19 protein-coding genes are annotated in these 21,919 nt (G+C 36.8%); 8 read left to right on the forward strand and 11 right to left on the reverse strand.

Annotation, left to right across the window (positions count from 1 at the left end):
- Positions 1 to 27 precede the first annotated feature (27 nt).
- On the forward strand, positions 28 to 549 hold the full coding sequence (locus tag ACFS6I_RS08200; protein WP_206368298.1) for an OmpA family protein: 522 nt from the start codon (positions 28 to 30) through the stop codon (positions 547 to 549).
- A 55-nt stretch (positions 550 to 604) separates the two neighbouring features.
- On the opposite strand, the gene ACFS6I_RS08205 is transcribed toward ACFS6I_RS08200, so the two are convergent.
- The 3 genes from ACFS6I_RS08205 to ACFS6I_RS08215 form a co-directional block, all read right to left on the reverse strand.
- On the reverse strand, positions 605 to 1,339 hold the full coding sequence (locus tag ACFS6I_RS08205) for a YggS family pyridoxal phosphate-dependent enzyme (protein WP_380919546.1): 735 nt from the start codon (positions 1,337 to 1,339) through the stop codon (positions 605 to 607).
- 12 nt (positions 1,340 to 1,351) lie between these two features.
- Positions 1,352 to 2,056 carry an AAA family ATPase gene (locus ACFS6I_RS08210; protein WP_380919548.1) on the reverse strand — a complete coding sequence of 235 codons (705 nt, stop codon included), beginning with the start codon at positions 2,054 to 2,056 and terminating at the stop codon, positions 1,352 to 1,354.
- Between the two features lie 85 nt (positions 2,057 to 2,141).
- Positions 2,142 to 2,588 carry a GNAT family N-acetyltransferase gene (locus tag ACFS6I_RS08215; RefSeq protein WP_021190484.1) on the reverse strand — a complete coding sequence of 149 codons (447 nt, stop codon included), beginning with the start codon at positions 2,586 to 2,588 and terminating at the stop codon, positions 2,142 to 2,144.
- A gap of 86 nt (positions 2,589 to 2,674) precedes the next feature.
- Between ACFS6I_RS08215 and pdxR the strand changes: the two genes are divergently transcribed.
- The 4 genes from pdxR to ACFS6I_RS08235 all read left to right on the forward strand — a co-directional run bounded on the left by pdxR (position 2,675) and on the right by ACFS6I_RS08235 (position 10,768).
- Positions 2,675 to 4,126, forward strand: coding sequence for a MocR-like pyridoxine biosynthesis transcription factor PdxR (gene pdxR / locus ACFS6I_RS08220; RefSeq protein ID WP_380919550.1), 1,452 nt, complete (start codon positions 2,675 to 2,677; stop codon positions 4,124 to 4,126).
- Positions 4,127 to 4,352: 226 nt separating this feature from the next.
- On the forward strand, positions 4,353 to 8,777 hold the full coding sequence (gene dnaE, locus ACFS6I_RS08225) for a DNA polymerase III subunit alpha (RefSeq protein WP_380919552.1): 4,425 nt from the start codon (positions 4,353 to 4,355) through the stop codon (positions 8,775 to 8,777).
- A gap of 109 nt (positions 8,778 to 8,886) precedes the next feature.
- Positions 8,887 to 9,210, forward strand: coding sequence for a thioredoxin (gene trxA / locus ACFS6I_RS08230; protein WP_021190487.1), 324 nt, complete (start codon positions 8,887 to 8,889; stop codon positions 9,208 to 9,210).
- A gap of 247 nt (positions 9,211 to 9,457) precedes the next feature.
- On the forward strand, positions 9,458 to 10,768 hold the full coding sequence (locus ACFS6I_RS08235) for an ammonium transporter (protein WP_380919555.1): 1,311 nt from the start codon (positions 9,458 to 9,460) through the stop codon (positions 10,766 to 10,768).
- 166 nt (positions 10,769 to 10,934) lie between these two features.
- Here ACFS6I_RS08235 and ACFS6I_RS08240 read toward each other — a convergent pair whose 3' ends face one another.
- From ACFS6I_RS08240 to ACFS6I_RS08275, 8 genes are all read right to left on the reverse strand, one after another.
- Positions 10,935 to 11,477, reverse strand: a complete 543-nt coding sequence (locus tag ACFS6I_RS08240) for a DUF1345 domain-containing protein (protein ID WP_237682739.1) — start codon at positions 11,475 to 11,477, stop codon at positions 10,935 to 10,937.
- A gap of 116 nt (positions 11,478 to 11,593) precedes the next feature.
- The gene (locus ACFS6I_RS08245; protein ID WP_380919557.1) at positions 11,594 to 12,409 is read right to left on the reverse strand and encodes a hypothetical protein; all 816 of its coding nucleotides are present in this window, start codon (positions 12,407 to 12,409) and stop codon (positions 11,594 to 11,596) included.
- A 62-nt stretch (positions 12,410 to 12,471) separates the two neighbouring features.
- Positions 12,472 to 13,464: an LLM class flavin-dependent oxidoreductase gene (locus tag ACFS6I_RS08250; protein WP_380919559.1), complete on the reverse strand. Its 993-nt coding sequence runs from the start codon at positions 13,462 to 13,464 to the stop codon at positions 12,472 to 12,474.
- Between the two features lie 53 nt (positions 13,465 to 13,517).
- Positions 13,518 to 14,699 carry a class I SAM-dependent methyltransferase gene (locus tag ACFS6I_RS08255; RefSeq protein WP_380919561.1) on the reverse strand — a complete coding sequence of 394 codons (1,182 nt, stop codon included), beginning with the start codon at positions 14,697 to 14,699 and terminating at the stop codon, positions 13,518 to 13,520.
- Positions 14,700 to 15,962: an aspartate kinase gene (locus ACFS6I_RS08260; protein ID WP_380919563.1), complete on the reverse strand. Its 1,263-nt coding sequence runs from the start codon at positions 15,960 to 15,962 to the stop codon at positions 14,700 to 14,702.
- Between the two features lie 27 nt (positions 15,963 to 15,989).
- Positions 15,990 to 16,790, reverse strand: a complete 801-nt coding sequence (locus ACFS6I_RS08265) for a DUF3298 and DUF4163 domain-containing protein (RefSeq protein WP_380919565.1) — start codon at positions 16,788 to 16,790, stop codon at positions 15,990 to 15,992.
- A 24-nt stretch (positions 16,791 to 16,814) separates the two neighbouring features.
- Positions 16,815 to 17,267, reverse strand: a complete 453-nt coding sequence (locus tag ACFS6I_RS08270; RefSeq protein ID WP_132845499.1) for a GNAT family N-acetyltransferase — start codon at positions 17,265 to 17,267, stop codon at positions 16,815 to 16,817.
- Positions 17,260 to 17,952 (reverse strand): YggS family pyridoxal phosphate-dependent enzyme, encoded by a 693-nt coding sequence (locus tag ACFS6I_RS08275; RefSeq protein WP_132845497.1) that lies wholly within the window; start codon positions 17,950 to 17,952, stop codon positions 17,260 to 17,262. Before ACFS6I_RS08275 ends, ACFS6I_RS08270 begins: the two co-directional genes overlap by 8 nt.
- Before the next feature lie 73 nt (positions 17,953 to 18,025).
- Between ACFS6I_RS08275 and ACFS6I_RS08280 the strand changes: the two genes are divergently transcribed.
- Genes ACFS6I_RS08280 through ACFS6I_RS08290 form a run of 3 tightly spaced genes read left to right on the forward strand, consistent with a single transcriptional unit; the run spans position 18,026 to position 21,881 of the window.
- Complete coding sequence (locus ACFS6I_RS08280) at positions 18,026 to 18,820, forward strand: DUF4296 domain-containing protein (RefSeq protein WP_380919568.1); 795 nt, start codon at positions 18,026 to 18,028, stop codon at positions 18,818 to 18,820.
- 14 nt (positions 18,821 to 18,834) lie between these two features.
- Positions 18,835 to 21,210 (forward strand): endonuclease MutS2, encoded by a 2,376-nt coding sequence (locus tag ACFS6I_RS08285; RefSeq protein ID WP_380919570.1) that lies wholly within the window; start codon positions 18,835 to 18,837, stop codon positions 21,208 to 21,210.
- Between the two features lie 14 nt (positions 21,211 to 21,224).
- Positions 21,225 to 21,881 (forward strand): MgtC/SapB family protein, encoded by a 657-nt coding sequence (locus ACFS6I_RS08290; RefSeq protein ID WP_380919572.1) that lies wholly within the window; start codon positions 21,225 to 21,227, stop codon positions 21,879 to 21,881.
- Positions 21,882 to 21,919 lie beyond the last annotated feature (38 nt).

Raw genomic sequence — 21,919 nt, forward strand, 5'->3', positions numbered from 1 at the left:
TGCTTTCATAAATAATCTAAACATTCGATGATTAAAAAAATAAATAGTATTGCTGTTGCTTTGCTTTGTTCAATTTCTTTGTTTTCATGTAAACAACAAGCTGTAATTGTTAATCCAGGTGCTGTTGTTAGTATTGATGGTACTGATGATGGATTGAAAAACGTTAAACGTGATTTTGAAGATGCTACTCGTACAGATGAAGGAATTAAATTTACGATTTCATCAGATTTGCTATTTCCGACAAACTCTTCTTATTTAACAGAAAAAGCTAAAGCGGAATTGAGTAAATTGGCAACACTTTTAAAAGAAAATAAAAGTAAGATCCGTGTTGATGGGCATACAGATGCGACAGGTACTGTGGAGTATAATCAATGGTTAGCTGAAAAGAGAGCTAACTCGGTTAAAAAGTTTTTGGTAGATGCTGGAATTGCAGAGTCTAGAATCGCGGCAAAGGGTATTGGTCAGACTAAACCTGTAGCAGATAATAAAACTCCAGAAGGTCGTCAAAAGAATAGACGAGTTGAGGTTATTATTTTGGATGCAAAATAATTCTTAATTATAACAGGATATAAAGGGCTTTCATTGGAAAGCCTTTTTTGTGATATTAGTTTTTACTTTCGTCCCAATAGTGGGAGTCTGGATATATCCGCTTTCCAAATACTGCTGTCCCTATGCGTACAATTGTTGCTCCTTCGGCAATAGCAATTTCATAATCGCCACTCATACCCATGGACAATTCTGTCATTTCGACGCCAGGGATTTCAGCTTTGATAATGTCTTGCTGGAGGTTTTTCAATAATCGGAAACAGGCACGAATTTTATCTTCTTCTGCGCTGAATAGACCAATGGTCATGAGCCCTTTAATTTTTACATTTTCTAATATGGCTATCTGTCGTATCAGATCAATGGCTTTATCAGGTGATATGCCAAATTTACTTTCTTCCATGGAAGTATTCACTTGGATTAAAATGTCTATCGTTCGATTTTCAAGTTGTAATCTTTGATTTATTTTTTGGGCTAGATCAAACCGATCTATAGATTGCACACAAGTGACATCATGCTGGAGTATGTATTTGATTTTATTGGTTTGTAAATGGCCTATAAAATGATTGGTATGCGGGATATTTTTTAAATCGTCATATTTGTCCCTTAATTCTTGAACTTTATTTTCTGCAATTAATGTATATCCTGCGAGTAAAGCCGTTTTTATACGATTTGCCGGAACTGTTTTAGTCGCTAACAATAGTTTGACTTCTTTGGGGTCACGATTGTTTAGCAGGCAACATGCTTTGATTTTATCTTCAATTACTTTCAGATTCTCTAAGGTTGTGTTAGTCATATCATCGTGATTTTATTGTTTTTCCAATTTTGCTATCAGACTTGCCTTAACTTGTATGAAAGCATGATCGCGAGCTTCTGCATAGGATATCTCGTATTTTCTTTGAAACTGTTTAATATCTGCAGGGAATTTTTCGACAAGCTTATCATAATACTTGTCTAATTCTAACTGTGATGGTAAATCATAGCTGATCTGTAATTGAAATCGGCGCAGCAATGCTTTATCAATAATGGATACATGGTTCGTTGCAGCGATCAGTAATACGGTCTGTGGTAAATAATCGATGAGTTGAATCAGTGTATTTACCAGGCGTCTCATCTCCCCAACATCTTTGTCGTCATTACCTCTTGCTTTTGCAATTTGATCAAACTCATCTAGGAATAGGACAGCCTTTTCGCGGGCCGCTTTATCAAATATTTGCTTTATGTTTTGAGATGTTTCGCCAATACGGGAACAGACGATTGTACTGAGGTTTAGTGTTAAAATAGGTTTTCCCAGTGTTTGCGCGATTGCTTTGGCGGTTGTTGTTTTACCACATCCGGAACTTCCATGCAAGAGGATTTTATTGTTTACAGGTAGTCCATATTGAAGGAGCTCTTCGCTGTAGGTATATTCTTTTATTAACTGCTGTATGGAAGCATTGTTCTCTTGATTAAGAAAAATATTAGCCAGTTCAGTCTGCTCGTTCTTAGTAATAATCAGATCGGAAATATTCATGGTGGCAATTTATTAATTTTTGAGTAAAGCTTGAGTTTAATTTTTGAAGAATGACGAACGTTTTACGTTCGCCATTCCAGTATGTTTATTTCCACCAGTGATAATAATTGTGTAGTCCATCATATTCAAATCCGCATTTCGGATATAACTTATTGCCGACTATGTTTGTTTTTTCTGTTTCCAGCATTAGTCCACAAGCATTTGTTTCTTCGCACCATAATTTACTGCGATCAATAAGCGCTATCGATAGACCTTGGCCGCGATAGTCCGGGTGTACATATAAGTCACTTAATAACCATTGTTTAGCAAGTTTGGTATAATGGAAAAGTTTATAAAGCTGTACAAATCCTACTGCTTGATTATCCACATAGATTAAGAAGATCGTCGATTCGCTATTTACAAATCTTTCTTTAAGAAAAGCTTTTCCTTTTTCAAGATCTGGTTGCTGACGATAAAAAACACGGTATAAATCAAATAATACTGCTGTTTCGTCAAGGTTTGCTAATGTTGCTTGTCTAATTTCTGATTTCATATTTTCTTTTTTTAATTGTTATGACAAAATTACTCTTAAATAGGACTACCTTTGTGCTCCAGTTTTAAGTAATTAAGTAGTCCAGTATGCTTCCTTTTGAACATATTATAACCATTGATAAATCGAGTAATATTGCCCTATACAGGCAGATTTCGATTTCAATCATTAATGCGATCAGCGATGGGGTTTTAAAACCTGGGGCACATCTGCCCAGCAGTCGTGATTTGGCAAAAAATCTTGCTGTTCACCGTAAAACAGTGATCGCTGCTTACGAAGAGCTCCAGTCTCAGGACTGGATTATTGTGGAACCGCGTAAATATGTTGCTGTTTCAAACTTTATCCCAATTTTAAAGGCCCAAAAATGGAATAGGCCATTCGTGCGTACGGGGTACGGAAAAGATCTTCCCATTTCGTATAAAAAATCTCAGCCAGAAGTGTCGGTTGAAATCGCGGAAAGATTTGATAAGGTGCTTATTGATGACGGATATCCTGATATACGATTGTCACCAATTGATGATTTATTGAAGACCTATCGGACTTTTACAAACCGGAAAACAATTTCGAAGATTGCAAATATTGGTACGGGGCAAGGTGTGCTCAAGCTTCGCGAGCAATTGGCGAATCATCTGATCGAATCTCGAGGTCTCACTATGGGGGTGGAACATGTGCTGATTACTCATGGAGCGCAAATGAGTATATATTTGGCAGCACAACTTTTACTGGATAATAGTTCACATGTGCTTGTTGGTGAACCCAACTATCCGTTGGCAAATCAGGTTTTTAAAGATACCGGAGCATCGGTTATTTCGGTATCGGTTGATGAGGATGGTATTGATACGGATGCCGTGGAAGCTTGGTGTAAGTTGAAAAAAATCAGCTTGATATATGTTATACCACATCATCATTATCCCACCACAGTTACGCTTTCGGTAGAGCGTAGAATGAAATTATTAGCATTAGCTGAACAGTATGGATTTGTGATTATTGAAGATGATTATGACTATGATTATCATTATACCTCATCTCCTTATTTACCATTGGCCAGTAGTAATCATCAGGGGCATGTTATCTATATCGGTTCTTTTTCCAAAATCTTAGATCCTTCCATCCGTATTGGTTTTATGGTTGCTCCAGAAAAATTCATTGCGCAGTGTACTGCCTATAGAAAGATAATTGATGTGGGAGGAGATGGTTATATGCAACATGCTTTAGCCGAGTTAATTAAAGAGGGAGAGTTGAACAGATACTTAAAAAAAGCACGACGTTGCTATAAAATACGAAGGGATTATTTGGATCAGCTTTTACGGGATCGATTAGGTAATTATATTTATTTCTCCTTGCCTGCTGGTGGAATGGCCATTTGGGTGCGGTTAAAGCCTCCGTTTTTGGTGAATGATTTACTTTTGAACTGTTCGCTTGAAATTGTTCGTATCGATGAAACTCAAAATGCATTTCGATTTGGCTTTGCATCCTTGTCTGAAAATGAATTAGATCAGGCTGTTAGTGAATTAGTAAAAGCATTTAAAATGATGGCTTAAGTTCATTGCTTTTTTTGTACAACGCAGTTTTTGTTTGAGCAGGATAAGAGGGGTGCGAAAAGATGAAAAATGAGCTTATTTTTTTTAGTAAAATGACTTGTTTTTCAGCTTTAGTGAGGAATAAATTTGTAAATTAGTAAACTTTTAAACAGGTCTGTTTTAATCTGTTTGAAAGTCTTTTAGTTGTTGATATTTAGCTGTTTAGGAAAGAATAAAGAATTAAGGTATGTACATTATATTTGATACGGAAACAACAGGATTACCCAAACGTTGGGATGCGCCGATTACAGATACTGATAATTGGCCCAGATGTATTCAAATAGCTTGGCAGTTACATGATGAAATGGGTAATCTGCTTGAGCATGAGGATTATCTGATCAAGCCGGATGGTTACAATATTCCTTATGACTCCGAGAAAATTCATGGTATTTCGACCGAGTTAGCGACAGAACAGGGTGTTCCCATTCAAGATGTTCTGGTTAAGTTTAATGAAGCATTAGCTAAAGCCAAATTTATTGTAGGTCAAAATATTGGTTTTGATTTGAATATTATGGGTAGCGAATTCTATCGTTATGATGTTCAATCTCCTATGGGTGAAATGCCTATCTTGGATACCTGTACTGAGGTTACAGCTGCTTTGCTGCAATTGCCTGGTGGACGTGGAGGTCGTTTTAAATTACCAAATTTAACTGAACTTCATTCGTATCTATTTGGAGTTCCCTTTGCTGAAGCACATAATGCAACTGCCGATGTGGAAGCAACTACACGTTGTTTTTTTGAATTAGTTAGAAGGGAAGTTTTTACTGTTGATCAGTTACAGACTGATACAGGATATTTTGTAGATTTTAAACAGCAAAACCCATCAGTAATTCCAACTGTTGGTTTGAAGCACGTGAATCTGAAGGCTGCTTCAGATGAAATTAGAAAGCGTAGTCAGCCAGCTGGTGGTCAGGAAGTTGTGATTGATCATGATGTGCTGAATGATTTTGAAAATGCCTATTTTGCACATCTACATAATCATTCTCAGTTTTCGGTCCTGCAATCAACAATTTCTATAGCTAATTTGGTGGATACTGCTGCGAAATATCGCATGCCAGCTGTTGCATTGACCGATCATGGTAATATGATGGGTGCTTTTCATTTTGTTTCTAAAGTAGGCGATCATAATAAAGCGGCGAAAGCAAAAAATGAAGAATTAGAAGCTGCTGGAGAAAGTCCTACGGAGAAAATAATCAAACCTATTGTGGGTTGTGAGTTTTTCGTATGTGATGATCATTTTGATAAGAAAAGAAAAGATAATGGTTATCAGATTGTCTTTTTAGCGAAAAATAAAAAAGGTTATCATAACCTGGCTAAAATGGCCTCAGTAGCCTATACGGAAGGGTTTTATTATGTACCTCGTATTGACAGAAAGGTTGTTGAGCAATATAAAGAGGATTTAATTGTCCTGTCTGGGAATCTTCAAGGAGAGGTGCCCAATAAAGTGCTTAATATCGGTGAAAATCAGGCTGAAGAAGCTTTGATCTGGTGGAAAGAGCAGTTTGGGAATGATTTTTATATTGAAATGATGCGCCATGGTCAGGAGGATGAAGACCGCGTAAATACGACGCTAGTCAGTTTGGCTCGTAAACATGATGTAAAGCTGATTGCGACGAATAATACCTATTATATCAATAAGCCTGATGCTCACGCCCATGATATTTTGTTGTGCGTGAAGGATGGTGAAAAGTTGAGCACACCGAAAGGACGGGGGCGAGGTTTTAGGTTTGGATTACCTAATCAGGAATATTACTTCAAACCTGCTTCAGAAATGAAGAAGCTATTTAAGGATATACCAGATGCGATTATCAATATTCAGGAGATCGTCGATAAAATTGAAATCTTTACTTTATACCGTGACGTTCTTTTACCGGCTTTTGATATCCCTGAGGAATTTCAGGTTGCAGAAGATCAGGAAGATCATGGTAAGAGGGGTGAAAATAAGTATTTAAGACATCTAACCATAGAAGGAGCTAAGCGTCGTTACAAGCAGGGTGTAACAGACGATATCATGGAGCGCCTGGACTTTGAGTTAACTACCATTGAGAAGACCGGTTATCCTGGATATTTTTTGATTGTACAGGATTTTATTGCTGAAGCTCGTAAAATGGGCGTTTCTGTTGGCCCAGGTCGTGGTTCTGCCGCTGGATCTGCCGTAGCATACTGTTTAGGAATTACAAATTTGGATCCGATACAATACGATTTGCTATTTGAGCGTTTCTTAAATCCCGATCGTGTGTCGATGCCCGATATTGATATTGACTTTGACGATGAGGGTCGTGGTCGCGTGATGCAGTATGTAATTGATAAATATGGAGCTTCGCAAGTAGCCCAGATTATTACATATGGTACTATGGCTGCCAAATCGTCTATTAAAGATACGGCTCGTGTACTGGATCTGCCATTGCAGGAAGCCAATGAAATTGCAAAACTGATTCCAAATTTGAAGCTGGCAAAGATCTTCAATATGGATGAAAAAGCGTTGAAAGAGACTTTGCGCGCAGATGAACTGGAAGCTGTTAATCGTCTGATCGCCATATCGGAAGGTGCGGGTCTTGAAGCGGAAACGATTAAGCAGGCACGCGTATTGGAAGGTTCAATGCGTAATACAGGTATCCATGCTTGTGGGGTAATTATTACTCCTGACGATATCACGAATTTTGTTCCTGTATCATTAGCAAAAGATTCAGATCTGTATGTGACACAGTTTGATAACTCTGTTGTTGAATCTGCAGGTTTGTTGAAAATGGACTTTTTAGGGTTAAAAACATTGACCTTAATAAAGGATACGGTCGCTAACGTGAAGTTGAGTAATGGGTTGGAATTAGATCCCGATGAATTTCCTATTGATGATCAATTGACTTACGAGTTATTCCAAAGAGGAGAAACGGTTGGGGTATTCCAATATGAATCTCCGGGTATGCAGAAGCATATGAAAGATCTGAAACCAACGGTTTTTGCGGATTTAATTGCTATGAATGCCCTTTATAGACCTGGACCAATGGAGTATATACCCAGTTTTATCAAGCGTAAGCACGGGACAGAGCCTATTATTTATGATCTAGATGCTTGTGAGGAATATTTGCAGGAAACATATGGTATTACTGTATATCAAGAGCAGGTGATGCTTCTTTCTCAGAAATTGGCAGGATTCTCCAAAGGTGATGCCGATGTATTGCGTAAAGCTATGGGTAAGAAGCAAAAAGCGGTTTTGGATAAGATGAAACCTAAGTTTGTTGCTCAGGCTGCTGAAAAGGGACATAACCCGAAAGTATTAGAAAAAATTTGGACAGATTGGGAGGCTTTTGCAAGTTATGCCTTTAATAAATCGCACTCTACCTGTTATGCTTGGATTGCTTATCAAACTGCTTATCTGAAAGCGCATTTTCCAGCGGAATACATGGCAGCTGTACTTTCAAATAACATGAATGATATCAAGCAGGTCACTTTCTTTATGGAGGAGTGTAAGCGCATGGGACTTGAAGTATTGGCTCCAGATGTGAATGAGTCACATTATAAATTTACTGTGAATGATCGTGGTGCGATCCGATTTGGAATGGGAGCTGTTAAAGGTGTGGGAGCAGGAGCGGTTGATACGATTGTACAGACACGTGCAAAGGGACCCTATAAATCGGTTTTTGATTTGGCAAAACGGATTGATCTGCGTGCAGCTAATAAAAAAGCTTTTGAAAGTTTAGCTTATGCGGGTGGATTTGATGGTTTTCAAAATATGCACCGTGCTCAATATTTTCACAGTGAAGATAATTCCACGGGTTTGGAAAAAGCGATTAAGTTTGCACAGCGATTCAAGGAAAATGAAAATTCGGCTCAGGTAAGTTTATTTGGTGGAGATGGTGCGGCTGAGCTTCCAGAACCTGTATTAGCTTCTTGTCCACAATGGGGTTTGATCGAAAAATTAAAGTACGAGAAAGAGGTAATCGGTATTTATCTGACTAGTCATCCCTTGGATAACTATAAGTTTGAGATTAAGCATTTCTGTCAAAACAAAGTGAGTGATCTGCAGTTAATCAATAAGGTTAAGGCTTCTGAAGTTGAAGAAGATGTTTTGTTGGATTTTAATCGGATAAAAAATAAGGAGGTTGTTATCGGTGGTATTATTGCTCTTGCCAACCATCGTATTGCAAAATCGGGTAAGCCTTTTGGTTCTTTCATTATTGAGGATTATTCAGATTCTTATGAAATAATGGTTTTTGGTGAAGATTATGTGAAGTTCAAGGGGTATCTTGAAGAAGGCTATTTTGTGCAGCTCCGAGGTTTGGTGCAGGAAAGGTTTAAACAAGTTGGGAACTGGGGTTTTGAGATCAAGGGTATTCAGCTATTGTCGGATTTGAGAGAGAAAATGGCTAAAATTTTCACCATTAATATTGCATTGCCAGCATTAAATGATCTATTTTTGGAGGAGATGAAGCAAGTGCTGGATTCAAATGAGATCGAAGGGGTGGTCCCGAATTGTCAACTGCGTTTCAAAATTTGGGATCCGCAGGATGAAATTTCTATTGAGATGCCTGCGAAATTAAAGCGTATCAACTTGACAAATGAGTTCTTAGAGGCTATAGAGCAGTTTGAAGGTGTAAATTACCGATTGAATTAAATGGTGTCAATTTAATATTACACTTATATTACGGACATCTTTATTATATTTGTTCTTATAAATGAGTAAATAATAATTATCAAATAACTTCGGTTAAAAAAATAAAAATATGGCTTTAGAAATTACAGATAGCAACTTTGAAGAAGTTGTGTTGAAATCAGACAAACCAGTTTTAATTGACTTTTGGGCAGAGTGGTGTGGTCCATGTCGTATGGTAGGTCCAATTGTAGAAGAGTTGGCTAAGGATTATGCTGATACAGCGGTAATCGGAAAAGTAAATGTTGATGAAAACCCAGAAATTTCAGTTCGTTTTGGAATTCGTAATATTCCTGCGTTATTATTCTTCAAAAATGGTGAGATTGTCGATAAACAAATCGGTGCTGTGCCAAAATCAGTGTTAAGTGAGAAACTGGATAAGCAAATTGGTGCTTAAGTAAGTATTATTAAGATAATATCAAGTAGACAAATGTAGTTTTTTGTTATATAAGTCTTGTTAAAGGGGGTAGAATTAAGTTTCTACCCCCTTTTTCTGTTTTATGTTGAGTAAAATGCATTATATATCTGTTGTTGTTTGTGTTTTTGTATAATTTTGATGTTTTATTTGAAAATATTTGAAATAAATATTGTTTTTACTGTAATTTTTACCTTAATTTGGATATTGATTAACAAAACAATTAAAAATGATTAAAAAAACAGCGATTCCTTTCTATTTTATGGTAATAATAGTTTTAATGGCGCTATTTTTCCCTTCTTTACCTAAAAATGATGGAAATTATGAATATAATGGAGCTGATATAGCATGGATGTTGACTTCAACGGCATTAGTGCTAATTATGACACCAGGTTTAGCGTATTTTTATGGTGGAATGGTAAGAAAGAAGAATGTTATTTCAACGATGCTTCAAAGTTTCATCTGTATGGCTGTTGTTAGTGTTATTTGGGTTGTTTTTGGTTTCAGTTTAGTATTTGGAGATAGTATCGGAGGTTTCATCGGTAATCCGATGACGTATTTTATGTTTGATCATGTAATTGATGGTAAACCTTGGGTGGGTGCTCCAACGATTCCATTTGCACTGTTTGCTATGTTTCAATTGAAATTTGCGATCATTACACCGGCGCTTATTACGGGGGCTTTTGCAGAGCGCATCCGTTTTACATCTTATATTTTGTTCATCTGTTTATTTTTCGTCTTCATTTATGCTCCTTTGGCACATGCTACCTGGCATCCTGATGGCTTATTGTTTAAGCTGGGTGTTTTGGATTTTGCCGGAGGAACTGTCGTACATATGTCAGCGGGCTTAACAGCACTGGCTTCAGCGATTTACTTAAAACAGGGTAGAGAACCTGGTCATCATACACCTGCACGTGTAACCTATGTATTGCTCGGTACCGGTATGCTGTGGTTTGGCTGGTTTGGTTTTAATGCAGGTTCTGCCTTTTCTGCTTCTAGCCTTGCTTCGACGGCACTATCAACAACAATGACGGCTTCGGCAGCAGCTGCACTTACCTGGATTTTCTTTGATGCTATCCGTGGTACTAAACCATCTGCAATGGGAACCTGTATTGGTCTAGTAGTGGGTCTGGTTGCGATTACGCCGGCCGCCGGGTTTGTAACTGTTCCTCATTCATTAGTAATTGGTGCTGTAGCGGCAATTGTAAGTCGCCTTGTGGTCGATTGGCGTACCCGTTCAAAGGTCGATGATACGTTAGATGTTTTTCCTTGTCATGGTGTTGGAGGTATTGTAGGGATGATTTTGACAGGCGTATTTGCTCATAAAAAAATTAATGGTGTTGTTGAACATAACGGTTTATTTTTTGGTGAAATAACCCTATTTAAGGCGCATATAATTGGTTTGTTTGCGTCCGCTGCTTTTATTTTAATTGTTGCTTTCTTATTGTTGAAAATAACAGATCTGATTTCACCCCTTCGTGCATCTGAAGAGGAGGAGTTATTAGGTATGGATATTTCACAACATGCAGAGAAATTATAAAGATTCCTTTCAATTCCCTTTCAATTAGAAACGCACACCATCGCTCGATGGGTGCGTTTTCTTCTTATAGGACATTTTGTAACAAGGCTTCGCTTTTAGAACGGTATGCTATTTGATTTTTTTGTATTGATCCAGAAAGGGTCTGTAGCCAGTACAAATTTTTTGGTTAATGTATAAGGCCGGAAATAATATTTATTGTTAATGCAACAACAAATGTATTTAAAGCGAAAGCGAGTAATCCATGAAATAGAACCACTCTTCTAATTTTTCGTGACGAAACTTCAATATCTGAAACTTGAAATGTACAACCGAGCACAAATGAAAAGTATGCAAAGTCCATATAATCAGGTTTTTCATTTCCTGGGAAATCCAATCCTTTACCAGTGGCACCGTCTGCATAGTACAGATGTGCGTAATGGAAGACATAGGTCGTATGTACCAAAAACCAAGAGCTCATCATACTTAATACACAGATGCTGATGCTTGCGCCCTTGGGCATATCCGTCGTACTATCTGTGATAATAATGAGAAGTACAGCAAACAAACAGGCAAAACTTGCCATTAAAATGAAAATGGATACAAATAGACGGCTTCCGTCTTCGGATGCCGCTTTTCTAACAATTCGGTTTACGGGCATCTGGTAAAAGATAAACCACGACACAGCGCTGTAACTCAAACTAAAGGTAATCCAAAAAAGTATAGCACTCATTAAGAGGTTTATATTTAGACAATAGCAAATAACAGCTGTTAGGATGCTAAAGGAAAATGAAAGTATACATTTTTGAACCGGATTGAAATCCTGTATGATCGCCTTTATTTTCATCGTTAACAATCAAATTGCACATCTTGCTTATAGCTGCTTTTCTCCATATCGTTATCTCTTATTTGAGATGAAAGGATAAGCATAATGCTGTTTTCTTCGTAATCGGTCGGGGTTGAAATAATAAAATCAAGTTTTCCATCACGATCAATATCTCCTACAAATAATGTTTTGATAAAAGTGTCATTAAATTGGTCAGCTTTGAACATGTTTATTTCTGAGTTTCCGTTGAATGAACATGTTAATTTATAATTTTTAACATCATGAAAGACTTCTTCATGGTTTTGGTCATTTGTTTGAATATTGGTTCCTACAATGTCACCATATCCTTTTAACAAGTATTTCTGGTTGTTAAAATTATACTGAACAGTTTCTTTAGGCCATATTTCAGCTTTGGTGATCTTTAGATTTTCAATTTTTCCTGCTTTTAAAAAAGGGAAATTGAGAAATAGGATGGAATTTCTTTTTGAAATTACTCCTTTCGTGGGTACTCCCGCACACTCACTGAATCCATCTTCTATTTTATAATCGACCTTTGCAAGGTAATATTCTCCTTTTTCCTCATAAAGATCTAGCCATCCTTCATTTAAAATTTTGCTCGGATCTTCTGAATACTCATCCATCCGATAGGTATCTATCATAAATATGGATGCTTCTTTATTGGGAGAGGTTTTGATGCTAGACCTGCTCACTGCATTTGTGTCGCTTGTTATTTCACTAGCGGCAGTGTCATTAGGAATTGTCTTATTAACCGGGCTCTGATTTTGACAGGACTGAAAAATAAGTGTTATAAATAGTGCTGTAAGGCTTAAATATTTCATCGTGCATTATAATTTGAATAATTAAATATAGAAATTTTAATGCACGATGTAAATAAACTTTCTTAATCTGTTAATGCTTCTTTCAATATGCGGAATGAGTCAAGACATTTTTGATCATCATAAATATAAGATATGGCCATAAGTTCATCGATTTGCAGTTTTTCGATGAACGGTTCCAATTCCTTTCTGATGGTCTCTTTGTCTCCTATAAAGCTGCAGGAAAGCATATTGTTTGCGGCTTGTTCAATACTTGGAATCCCTTTGTAAATAACCTCAAATGTTGGAGGTGACAATGGTGCTCTTGTATTGGTTAGAATCCCCGCAAATAAATTTTTTACACTTGTTGACTGTAATTCGGCTTCTTCTAATGTTTTCGCGGCAATTACATTGACACAAACAATAAAATATGGTGCTGAAAGACTAGCTGACGGTTTGAAGTTCTGGTGGTAGATGGCGCTTGCTTGAGCCAGTTGTGCCGGTGCAAAATGTGCGGCAAATGCATAGGGTAGTCCAAGGCTGGCGGCTAAATAGGCACTGTCTGTACTGGATCCTAAAATATATAAAGGAACGTTTAGACCTTCGGCCGGAAAAGCTCTTACTTTGGAGTCAACATTACTGTCACTAAAATATTGTTGCAGTGCCGCAACATCCTGTGGAAATTGGTATGCTGTATTAAAATTATTGCGACGTAATGCCATTGCTGTTTCTTGGTCCGTTCCCGGAGCTCTGCCTAATCCAAGATCAATACGATTTGGATAAAGAGTCTCTAAGGTACCGAATTGCTCTGCAATGACAAGGGGCGCATGGTTCGGTAGCATAATACCTCCAGATCCAACACGAATGGTTTTGGTGTTTGCTGCAATGTGCTGAATAACGAGCGAGGTTGCTGAACTGGCAATGTATTCCATGTTGTGGTGTTCTGCTACCCAGATTCTTTTATATCCTAACTGCTCAATATGTTGCGCTATTTTTATGGTTCTGTTATATGCTTCTGACGTTGTGCAACCTTTTTTGATTGGCGCAAGATCTAAAGCTGATAAAGCTATATTTCTCATATAATAAAATTATGCTTTATTTTAGGTAAATATGTAATGGTATTGTCGCTTTACTATTTTCGTGTCGCGTGGATGACAATCAGTTCTCCTGTATGATCTGTAGTAAAAAAACTATGTAATTCACCGCCGTCCATAATTTTAAATTTCTTTTTTAGCACTTCTGTTTTTAAAGGGAAATTTCTAGCTAGAGCGTTTGTTCTTAATTTTTCTTTTGATTTTTTGAAGATGGAAAACGGAATAACTTCGATGATTTCATAAATTTTTCCTAAGAAATCTTCTTGGTAAATTTCTGAACTATATAGGTGCGTATGTTGGTGCAGTTTTTTAAGATCAAATGCTTTGGTTATACTTTTAAAAGCACCAGCTTTAGTAAGACATACATCCGGTTCATAAAGATAACGCAGCGGTGCTGAAAATGAAGTGACCGCTTCAGTTTCTTCTGCCTGTGTGAATGTGAATTGTTGTGTTTTGTCACCGAAAATACGGACAGCGGTAATCTCTGTTTGACCAGAAAAATCTCTTTCTTGAATGAAAAGTAGCTCTTTACAGTCATTTTGCAGACTAATGACATAGATTTGCTTGACATGGTTTAGCTCAGACAATGCTGCTGTGATGTCCAGAAGAGGAGCAACTTTTATCATGATATGGGCTGCTCTTTGTAGAAAGTTTTCCTGTAAGGAAACGATGTTGGGTTCGCAATCACTCAACATAAAAACTTTTTGCTGCGCCACCCTGCGGGAAGGATCTATGTATATATACCCTATATTAAGATCTTTATTTTTAGCAATATAGTCTACTCCATCTGAAGCGATAACTTCTATGTTTTTAGCTTGTAATTGCTTGGCATTGTATTGAGATATGAGTGCAAGTTGCGGATTGATCTCACAGGAAATTACTTTTTTAGCTCTTTTTGAAAAGTAAAAATCATCAATACCAAAGCCGCTCGTGATATCGATTAAAGTGATGTTTTCCGGAATTAGTGATGCTTTGAATATCGCTGTTTTTTCCGAAGAACATTGTTCTAAGTTTAATTTATCGGGGTAATATATGTTCGCAGTTTCTGCCCAGAGCGGAATTTTTTTGCGACATCGCTGTCTGCCATCTATTTGTGTTGCAAGTTCAGACGAGGTAATTCCTTCAAAAGGAGATTTTTTTAGCGCTAATTTAGCGGAAGATTCTGATTCATTTTGATTAATAAAATCTTGAACCTCCTTTTGAAGGATAAGTGTATTCATCTATATTTTTTTTACAAGAAGCTGGCAAGTATAGGTATCTTTCAGTTCGCTGATCACCTGTTTATCCACTAAAACTCTATTGATTGTTTCTTGGTTATAGTAACGGATGGTGATAAGCTCTAGGCCAGTTTCAATATTGACTTTGAATTTTTTCTTTAATTCGTCCAGCACTTCCAGGATGTTTTGACCGGTATCGTCTACAGCAACTGAAAAATTGATTGCACTGTTGTGCATCATATTGATTTTAATGCGGAATTGGTGAAACAAATTGAAAATATCGCGCAGATTATCTTCTACAATAAATGAAAAGTCACGTGGTGAAATGGATATCAAAATTTGATTGACCTTAAAAATAAACGATGGTACAGGTAAAGATACATTTGTGCTCTTGATCTTAGTTCCTGGTACTTCCGGATTTAGGAACGACCGCACATTTAACTGGATATTTTTGTTCTGAAGTGGCTTAATTGTTTTCGGATGAATAACTGTTGCTCCATAATAGGTCAATTCAATTGCATCTGTATAAGATAATTCAGGTATCAATTCAGTTTTTTCAAACCATTTTGGATCGGCATTGAGTACACCTGGTACATCCTTCCAGATTGTCACGTGTTCAGCATTTAAACATGCTGCAAAGATTGCTGCCGAATAATCTGATCCTTCACGACCTAATGTTGTCGTGAAATTTTCGGATGTCGAGCCTATAAATCCTTGTGTGACCCCGATATATTCGCTAAGGATTTTTGGGATCTCAGCTTGAATAATAGCTTCAGTCTTTTCCCAGTTAACCTGCGCTTCGGTATAGGTGTTATCGGTCATGATGTAGTTGCGGGCATCTAGCCATTGGGTTTTTACACCAATGTGATTGAGATAAGCCGCTAGAATTTTGGAAGAAACGATTTCACCCGTAGAAACGATTTGATCAAATAAATAATCAAAAGAATCTTGTGGTTCTTCTTCTAATATCCATTCGATTTCGACAAAACAATTGGCGATTTCATCAAATATGGGATGATTGGAATCTTCGAATAAATCGGATAATATGTTATAATGAAATGCTTTGGCTTTTTCAAGTATTTCAAATGCTTCACCTGTATTTTGGTGATATGCTTTTGTTACGTCTTCTAATAAGTTGGTGGTTTTACCCATGGCCGATACGACGACCAATAAAGCATCCACTTTATATTTAGAGATAATATGTGCTGAATTTTTTACACTTTCAGCATCTTTGACTGATGCGCCACCAAATTTAAAAACTTGCATCGGATAGGATTACGTTGAGGTTGATTGCTAATTAATACTATTGATATATTCTAGACCCTTGTTTGAAATCAAGTGTTTTATATCCTTATATGGCACTTTTAGTGCCGTGTTTCCCCCAGAATAGGGTTTAATTTCATATACATTGTAATAGAAAAGTAGATCTTCTTTGTCTAAAGCAAAATTGTTTGCAAGGGTAAAATTGCCAGCTTCAAAAAAGAACTTGTCATTTAAAGATTCTTTGTCAGATAGATTTTCCAGTTTGCGAAAGTATTTTTCTGCAATTTTAATCAATTCTTTCTGATTTTCTTCATTTATGATATCGTTTAATGTTATTTTTTGATCTGAATTGATATCATAATGCGTAAAAAGAGTAAAATGGTCACCATGAGCACCACCGGTATATTCGGTTTGGTTGGTTTCTATGCTGATAAACTTAGGGGTATTTTGATATACTTTTGCCTGTAAATCCCGAAACCAGGCTGCAGAAGAACTGCCACTATTTTCTTCTACATATTCATCATATGCATCGACGAATCTTTTGGCTGAAATACTGATTTCCGAATCACCTTCTAAATTAATCGATTGATTGAGTAATGTGTTGATGACGGTATCCTTGAATTGTGGATATTTAGCTCTGAAGAATGTTGTGTCTATTTTTTCACCTTCTTTCACAAAAAAGTTGCTATATCGATGCACTTCTTTCATGTCATAATGAAGCGTATCACCACTAGCTTTCTTTTGTTCTTTTGCCGTATCGTTACCAGTACATGAAGTAATGGCAATTAATGCAAAAATGATCGAGGGGTTGAAATAGTATTTTGGTTTCATGTAATTTAACCGTCCTTTTCTGTTTTAATATGTTATCGATACATTAATCCATTCGGCATCGAAGTCCGCTTTATACTTTCGGTAGAATTGAATAGCAGGTTCATTCCAATCCAAAACCTGCCAAACCATGCCTTGATATCCTTTAGATTTGCCGTAATTGATAGTTTCTTCGAAAAGTTGTTTGCCAATTCCATAGCCACGCATACTTTCTGTCACAATTAAATCCTCAAGATAGAGCCTTCTTCCTTTCCAAGTGGAATAACGAATGTAATATAGTGAAATTCCGACGATTTTCCCATCAAATTCTGCAATAAAAGCTCCCCATATTGGGTTTTGCCCAAATCCGGCGTCAATAAACTCTTCCATAGAGACCGTTACCTCATTGGGTGCTTTTTCTAATATGGCAAGTTCTTTAATTAATTCCAGCATTGCAGGACAATCTGCTTCAACAGCAGTTCTAATAATTGCTTTAGTCATTGTTTTTAAAATGTTTGATGACGCGTTTTCCAAAAATAGTACTTCCCACCCGGATCATGTTAGATCCCTTTTCTATTGCTAATTTGTAATCAGAAGACATACCCATCGACAGCGTATCGAAACTTTCGTTTTTACGATAGAAACTTGCCTTGATACCATCATATAATGATTTTAGCTCATAAAACTCCTCTTTGATCTCTTTTTCATTCTCTGTATTGGTTGCAATACCCATTAAGCCACGGATGTTGACATGTTTTAAAGCTAAAAATTCCTCATCGCGTAACATTTCAATTAATTCTGCATGGTCAAAACCAAATTTAGTATCTTCTTCAGCAATGTGTACCTGAAGTAAGCAGTCGATCACACGCTTGTTTTTAGCGGCTTGTTTATCGATTTCTTTCAGAAGTTTGAAAGAATCAACAGCATGGATTAAGGTCACAAAGGGAGCTACGTATTTAACTTTATTTGTTTGCAAGTGACCAATAAGATGCCATTCGATATCTTTTGGTAAAGATTCATATTTTTCAACAAGTTCTTGAACAAGGTTTTCACCAAAAACACGTTGCCCAGCTTCATAGGCTTCCATGATATCTTCATTCGGTTTTGTTTTTGATACAGCGACTAGTTGAACGCCGAGCGCTTTAACTTCTAAATTAATCGCTTCTAGGTTGCTTGCAATACTCATGATAATTGTATATTTAAGAATTCAAAGGGTGACAAATGTCAGGCCTTTTTATAAATTTGTACAAAATTACGAAATGCAACGATTAATACTGAATGTACTTGCTCTGATTTTTTTATTTGTTTCTTGTAAAAGTACAAATGAGAAAGATATTATTCCAAAAAAGGATTTTGTGAAGGTCCTAACGGAGATTTATATAACTGATGCTTATCTGTCAACATTAAACTCGGATAGCGCAAAGCGAGTTATATTTCCGTTATATGACAATACGTTCAAAAAGTATGATTTGGATTCCACTTCTTTTAAGAAAAATCTTTCTTTTTATGGTAGTGATGCTGAAGTGATGAACAAGATAAATGAGGAGGTCGGTAAGAATCTGAAAAATATGAATGACGGTTATATCAAAACTGACCAGGTCAGAATGGATTCTATTCGACGAAAAGATTCTATACAGAATGCACATTTTCAAGATAGTTTAACTCGCATAAATGATTTTAAAGAACTTTATGAGTCGCAGAAAAAACTAATCCTAAATTATAAACAAGATAGTGTAAAATGGGATTACAAAAAGGCCGCGCAAGAATTTTATAATAAATCGGGTTTAAAAGGTAATTTGAATCTAGGTACATTCTTACTTAAAAATATGTCTGTACCAGCTACTTCCAAAAGCGATTCGACTGCTACTAAGAAAGTTGAGGCCAAATCCATACGAAATGGCCAGGGACCTAAACTTGAATCGGTCAAGGCTTCTGAAGACATACCTCTTAAAACTGATGTAAAGGAGGTGAAAAATCCTGTTAAACAACCTCTTTTACTGGACCGAAAGGCCAAACAAAAAATGGAGATTCTTTCTCCAGAACCGGTTAAATAAATAGTAATAGAAACATGATTTATCCTAATAACGCAAGTGATAAGCTCGGTTTTGCCGAGATTAAGGAATTGATAAAACAAAAATGTATCAGTGAGTCGGGGCGTAATTTGGTTGATAAGATACAGCCACAAACCCGATTTGATCAGATAGACAAGTTTTTACGTCAAACGAATGAATTTAAAGATTTATTAACAACTGATGATGCTTTGCCAGTTGATCATTTATATCCTATTCGTGCTTTAGTTGAAAAAGCTAAAGTCGAAGGAGCCTTTTTAATGGAGGAGGAGTTTCATCGTGTGCTTCTTTCGTTGAAAACTGTTTATGCTATCATCCGATATTTCAATGATCGGGAAGGGCAGTATCCTAATTTAGAATTACTGTTTGAACATCTTCCTATTGAAAAGCAGATTATCCGTGATATTGAAATGATCATTGATGATCGGGGTAAAATGAAGCACAATGCTTCACGCCTGTTGCTTGATCTCTCTCAAAGCATCTTGAAAGCAGAACAGGAAGCACGTAAAAGAATTGATATCATTTTTAAAAGCGCGCAGAACAGCGGATGGACAGCTGACGGTAATTTGACTATTCGAGACGGCCGTCTTTGTATTCCTATCTTAGCTGAGAATAAACGTAAAGTAAAAGGACTGATTCATGATGAATCTGCTACGGGACAAACTGCTTACATAGAGCCTGAAGAAGTATTTCACCTGAACAATAAGGTTAGAGATTTGGAGTTTGAAAGACGACGTGAGATTATACGTATTTTAGTCGAGTTAACAACCAAATTGAGACCGCATATACCGTTGATGCTTTCGTATGATGGCTTACTTACTAAGGTAGATTTTGTTCGATCGAAAGCACTTTTTGCGTTAGATATTGAGGCGGAAATGCCTGAATTATCCAAAGAGGCTGAAATAAATTTAGTGAATGCGCGGCATCCTTTACTGACACTAAATGCTGGGCACGACCGCGGGACAATCGTTCCTCTAAATATCAAGATCGACGATGTACAGCGGGTTATCGTGGTGTCAGGACCTAATGCTGGAGGTAAATCTGTCTGTATGAAAACAGTAGGATTGATGCAGCTCATGTTGCAATCCGGATTATTAATACCCGCTGATACGCACTCCAAAATGGGGATTTATAAGCAAATTTTTGCAGATATTGGTGATGATCAGTCGATAGAGAGCGATTTAAGTACTTATAGTGCTCATCTTTCTAAGATGAAGTATTTTACAGAGTTTGCGAATGCTCGAACGCTTATATTAATTGATGAGTTTGGTACGGGTACTGATCCATTATTTGGAGGACCAATTGCAGAGGCTGTTTTGGAAACTTTAAATAAAAAGAACATTCGCGGTGTGGTGACGACGCACTATTCGAACCTGAAAGTATTTGCAAATCAAACACCTGGTTTAGAAAATGCTTCGATGCTTTTTGATAATGTCGCCATGAAACCGCTCTATATCTTGCAGATCGGAAAACCGGGGAGTTCTTACGCCTTTGAAATTGCGCAAAAAATTGGATTGAATAAAGAGATTATTCATTTAGCAAAACAGAAGGTTGGAAACCATCAGAAAAAAGTAGATACGCTTTTGGTAGATCTGGAGCGCGAAAAGAAGGAAATATTTGATACAAAAGCTGCTATAACAAGACGAGAAAAGGAATTGATCCGCATAAAATCTGAATACGAGGATTTACAATCTTATTTGGAGGAGAATAAAAAGACAATTCTCAAAAAAGCAAAGGAAGAAGCCCAGATACTCTTAAAAAACTCTAATAAATTAATTGAAAATACAGTAGCAGAGATTAAGTCTGCTCAGGCTGATAAAGAAAAGACTAAGGAAATTCGTGCCAATTTGGATCGTTCATTCTCGACCATACTACCTAAGGATAAAAAGATCGAGAAGAAACCTATTGCTACCGCTGATTTAACAGAGGAAATTGCTGTTGGCGATTGGGTAAAGATTATCGATTCGGAAAATGAGGCTGTTGTATTAGAGGTTGCAAAAAACAATCTTATTCTAGCAATGGGTGAACTGAGAACGGTGCAGAAGCGCAAAAATGTTATCAAGTTAGCGGGTAAAGATTTGAAGAAAGCCGCAAAAGCTGGATCTAAGACACTTTCTGCACATGCTGCAGCTGATTTCAATCCTGAGATTGATCTTCGCGGTATGCGCACCGAAGATGCGCTGTATGAGTTGGAGAAAGTATTGGATAGAGCAGTAATGATCGGTTACCCTTCTTTAAAAATTATTCATGGTAAAGGGGATGGTATTCTACGTAAGTTTATCCGTGATTATTTAAGAAAATACAGCCATATTTCCCGATTTGAAGACGAACATCAGGACCGTGGTGGTGATGGTATTACTTATGCATATTTATAATACGTTCGTCAATTATGGACTCTTTGCTGAATTTCTTTGATAATCAATACATCTGGAATGTGCTGGTTGCCATATTTTGTGGCGCTATAATAGGTTTTGAGAGGGAATATAGAAATAAAGCAGCTGGATTTAGAACGATTGTTTTGATCTGTTTTGGTTCAGCTGTTTTTACTGTTGTTTCAAAAATGATGGGTGGCAATGGGAGTGATGATCGTATTGCCGCTAATATCGTTACTGGTATTGGTTTTATCGGTGCGGGTGTTATTTTTAAAGGAAAACTGTCGGTAAAAGGTTTAACGACTTCCGCCGTGATATGGTCAACAGCAGGGTTAGGTATGATCTCGGGAATAGGAGAAACAAAATTAGCAATGTTTTTTACTTTCTTCATGGTTATTATCTTATCCTTATTTCAGGAAATTGAATTGATGCTATCGCGGTATTATTTAATTCGTACTGTGCATGTACGATTTATGGATTGTGACTTTGAACAGGTTACGAATTTCGAAAATGAGGCTCTAAAATTTAAGGTAAAATTCAATCGGAAAACTATTGAAAAGCTAGGTGGTGAATTGGCTGTGATCGATGACTTATCTGGTAAGATGGAGAACATTAATAAATTCAATGAAAGACTCATCCATTTTGAGCCGATTAAGGAATTTTATTATAATTAATCTTAATTTTTTATTTACAAATATATCTTTAATTTGTT

This window comes from Sphingobacterium anhuiense (assembly GCF_042686355.1).
Taxonomy (GTDB): Bacteria; Bacteroidota; Bacteroidia; order Sphingobacteriales; family Sphingobacteriaceae; genus Sphingobacterium; species Sphingobacterium anhuiense.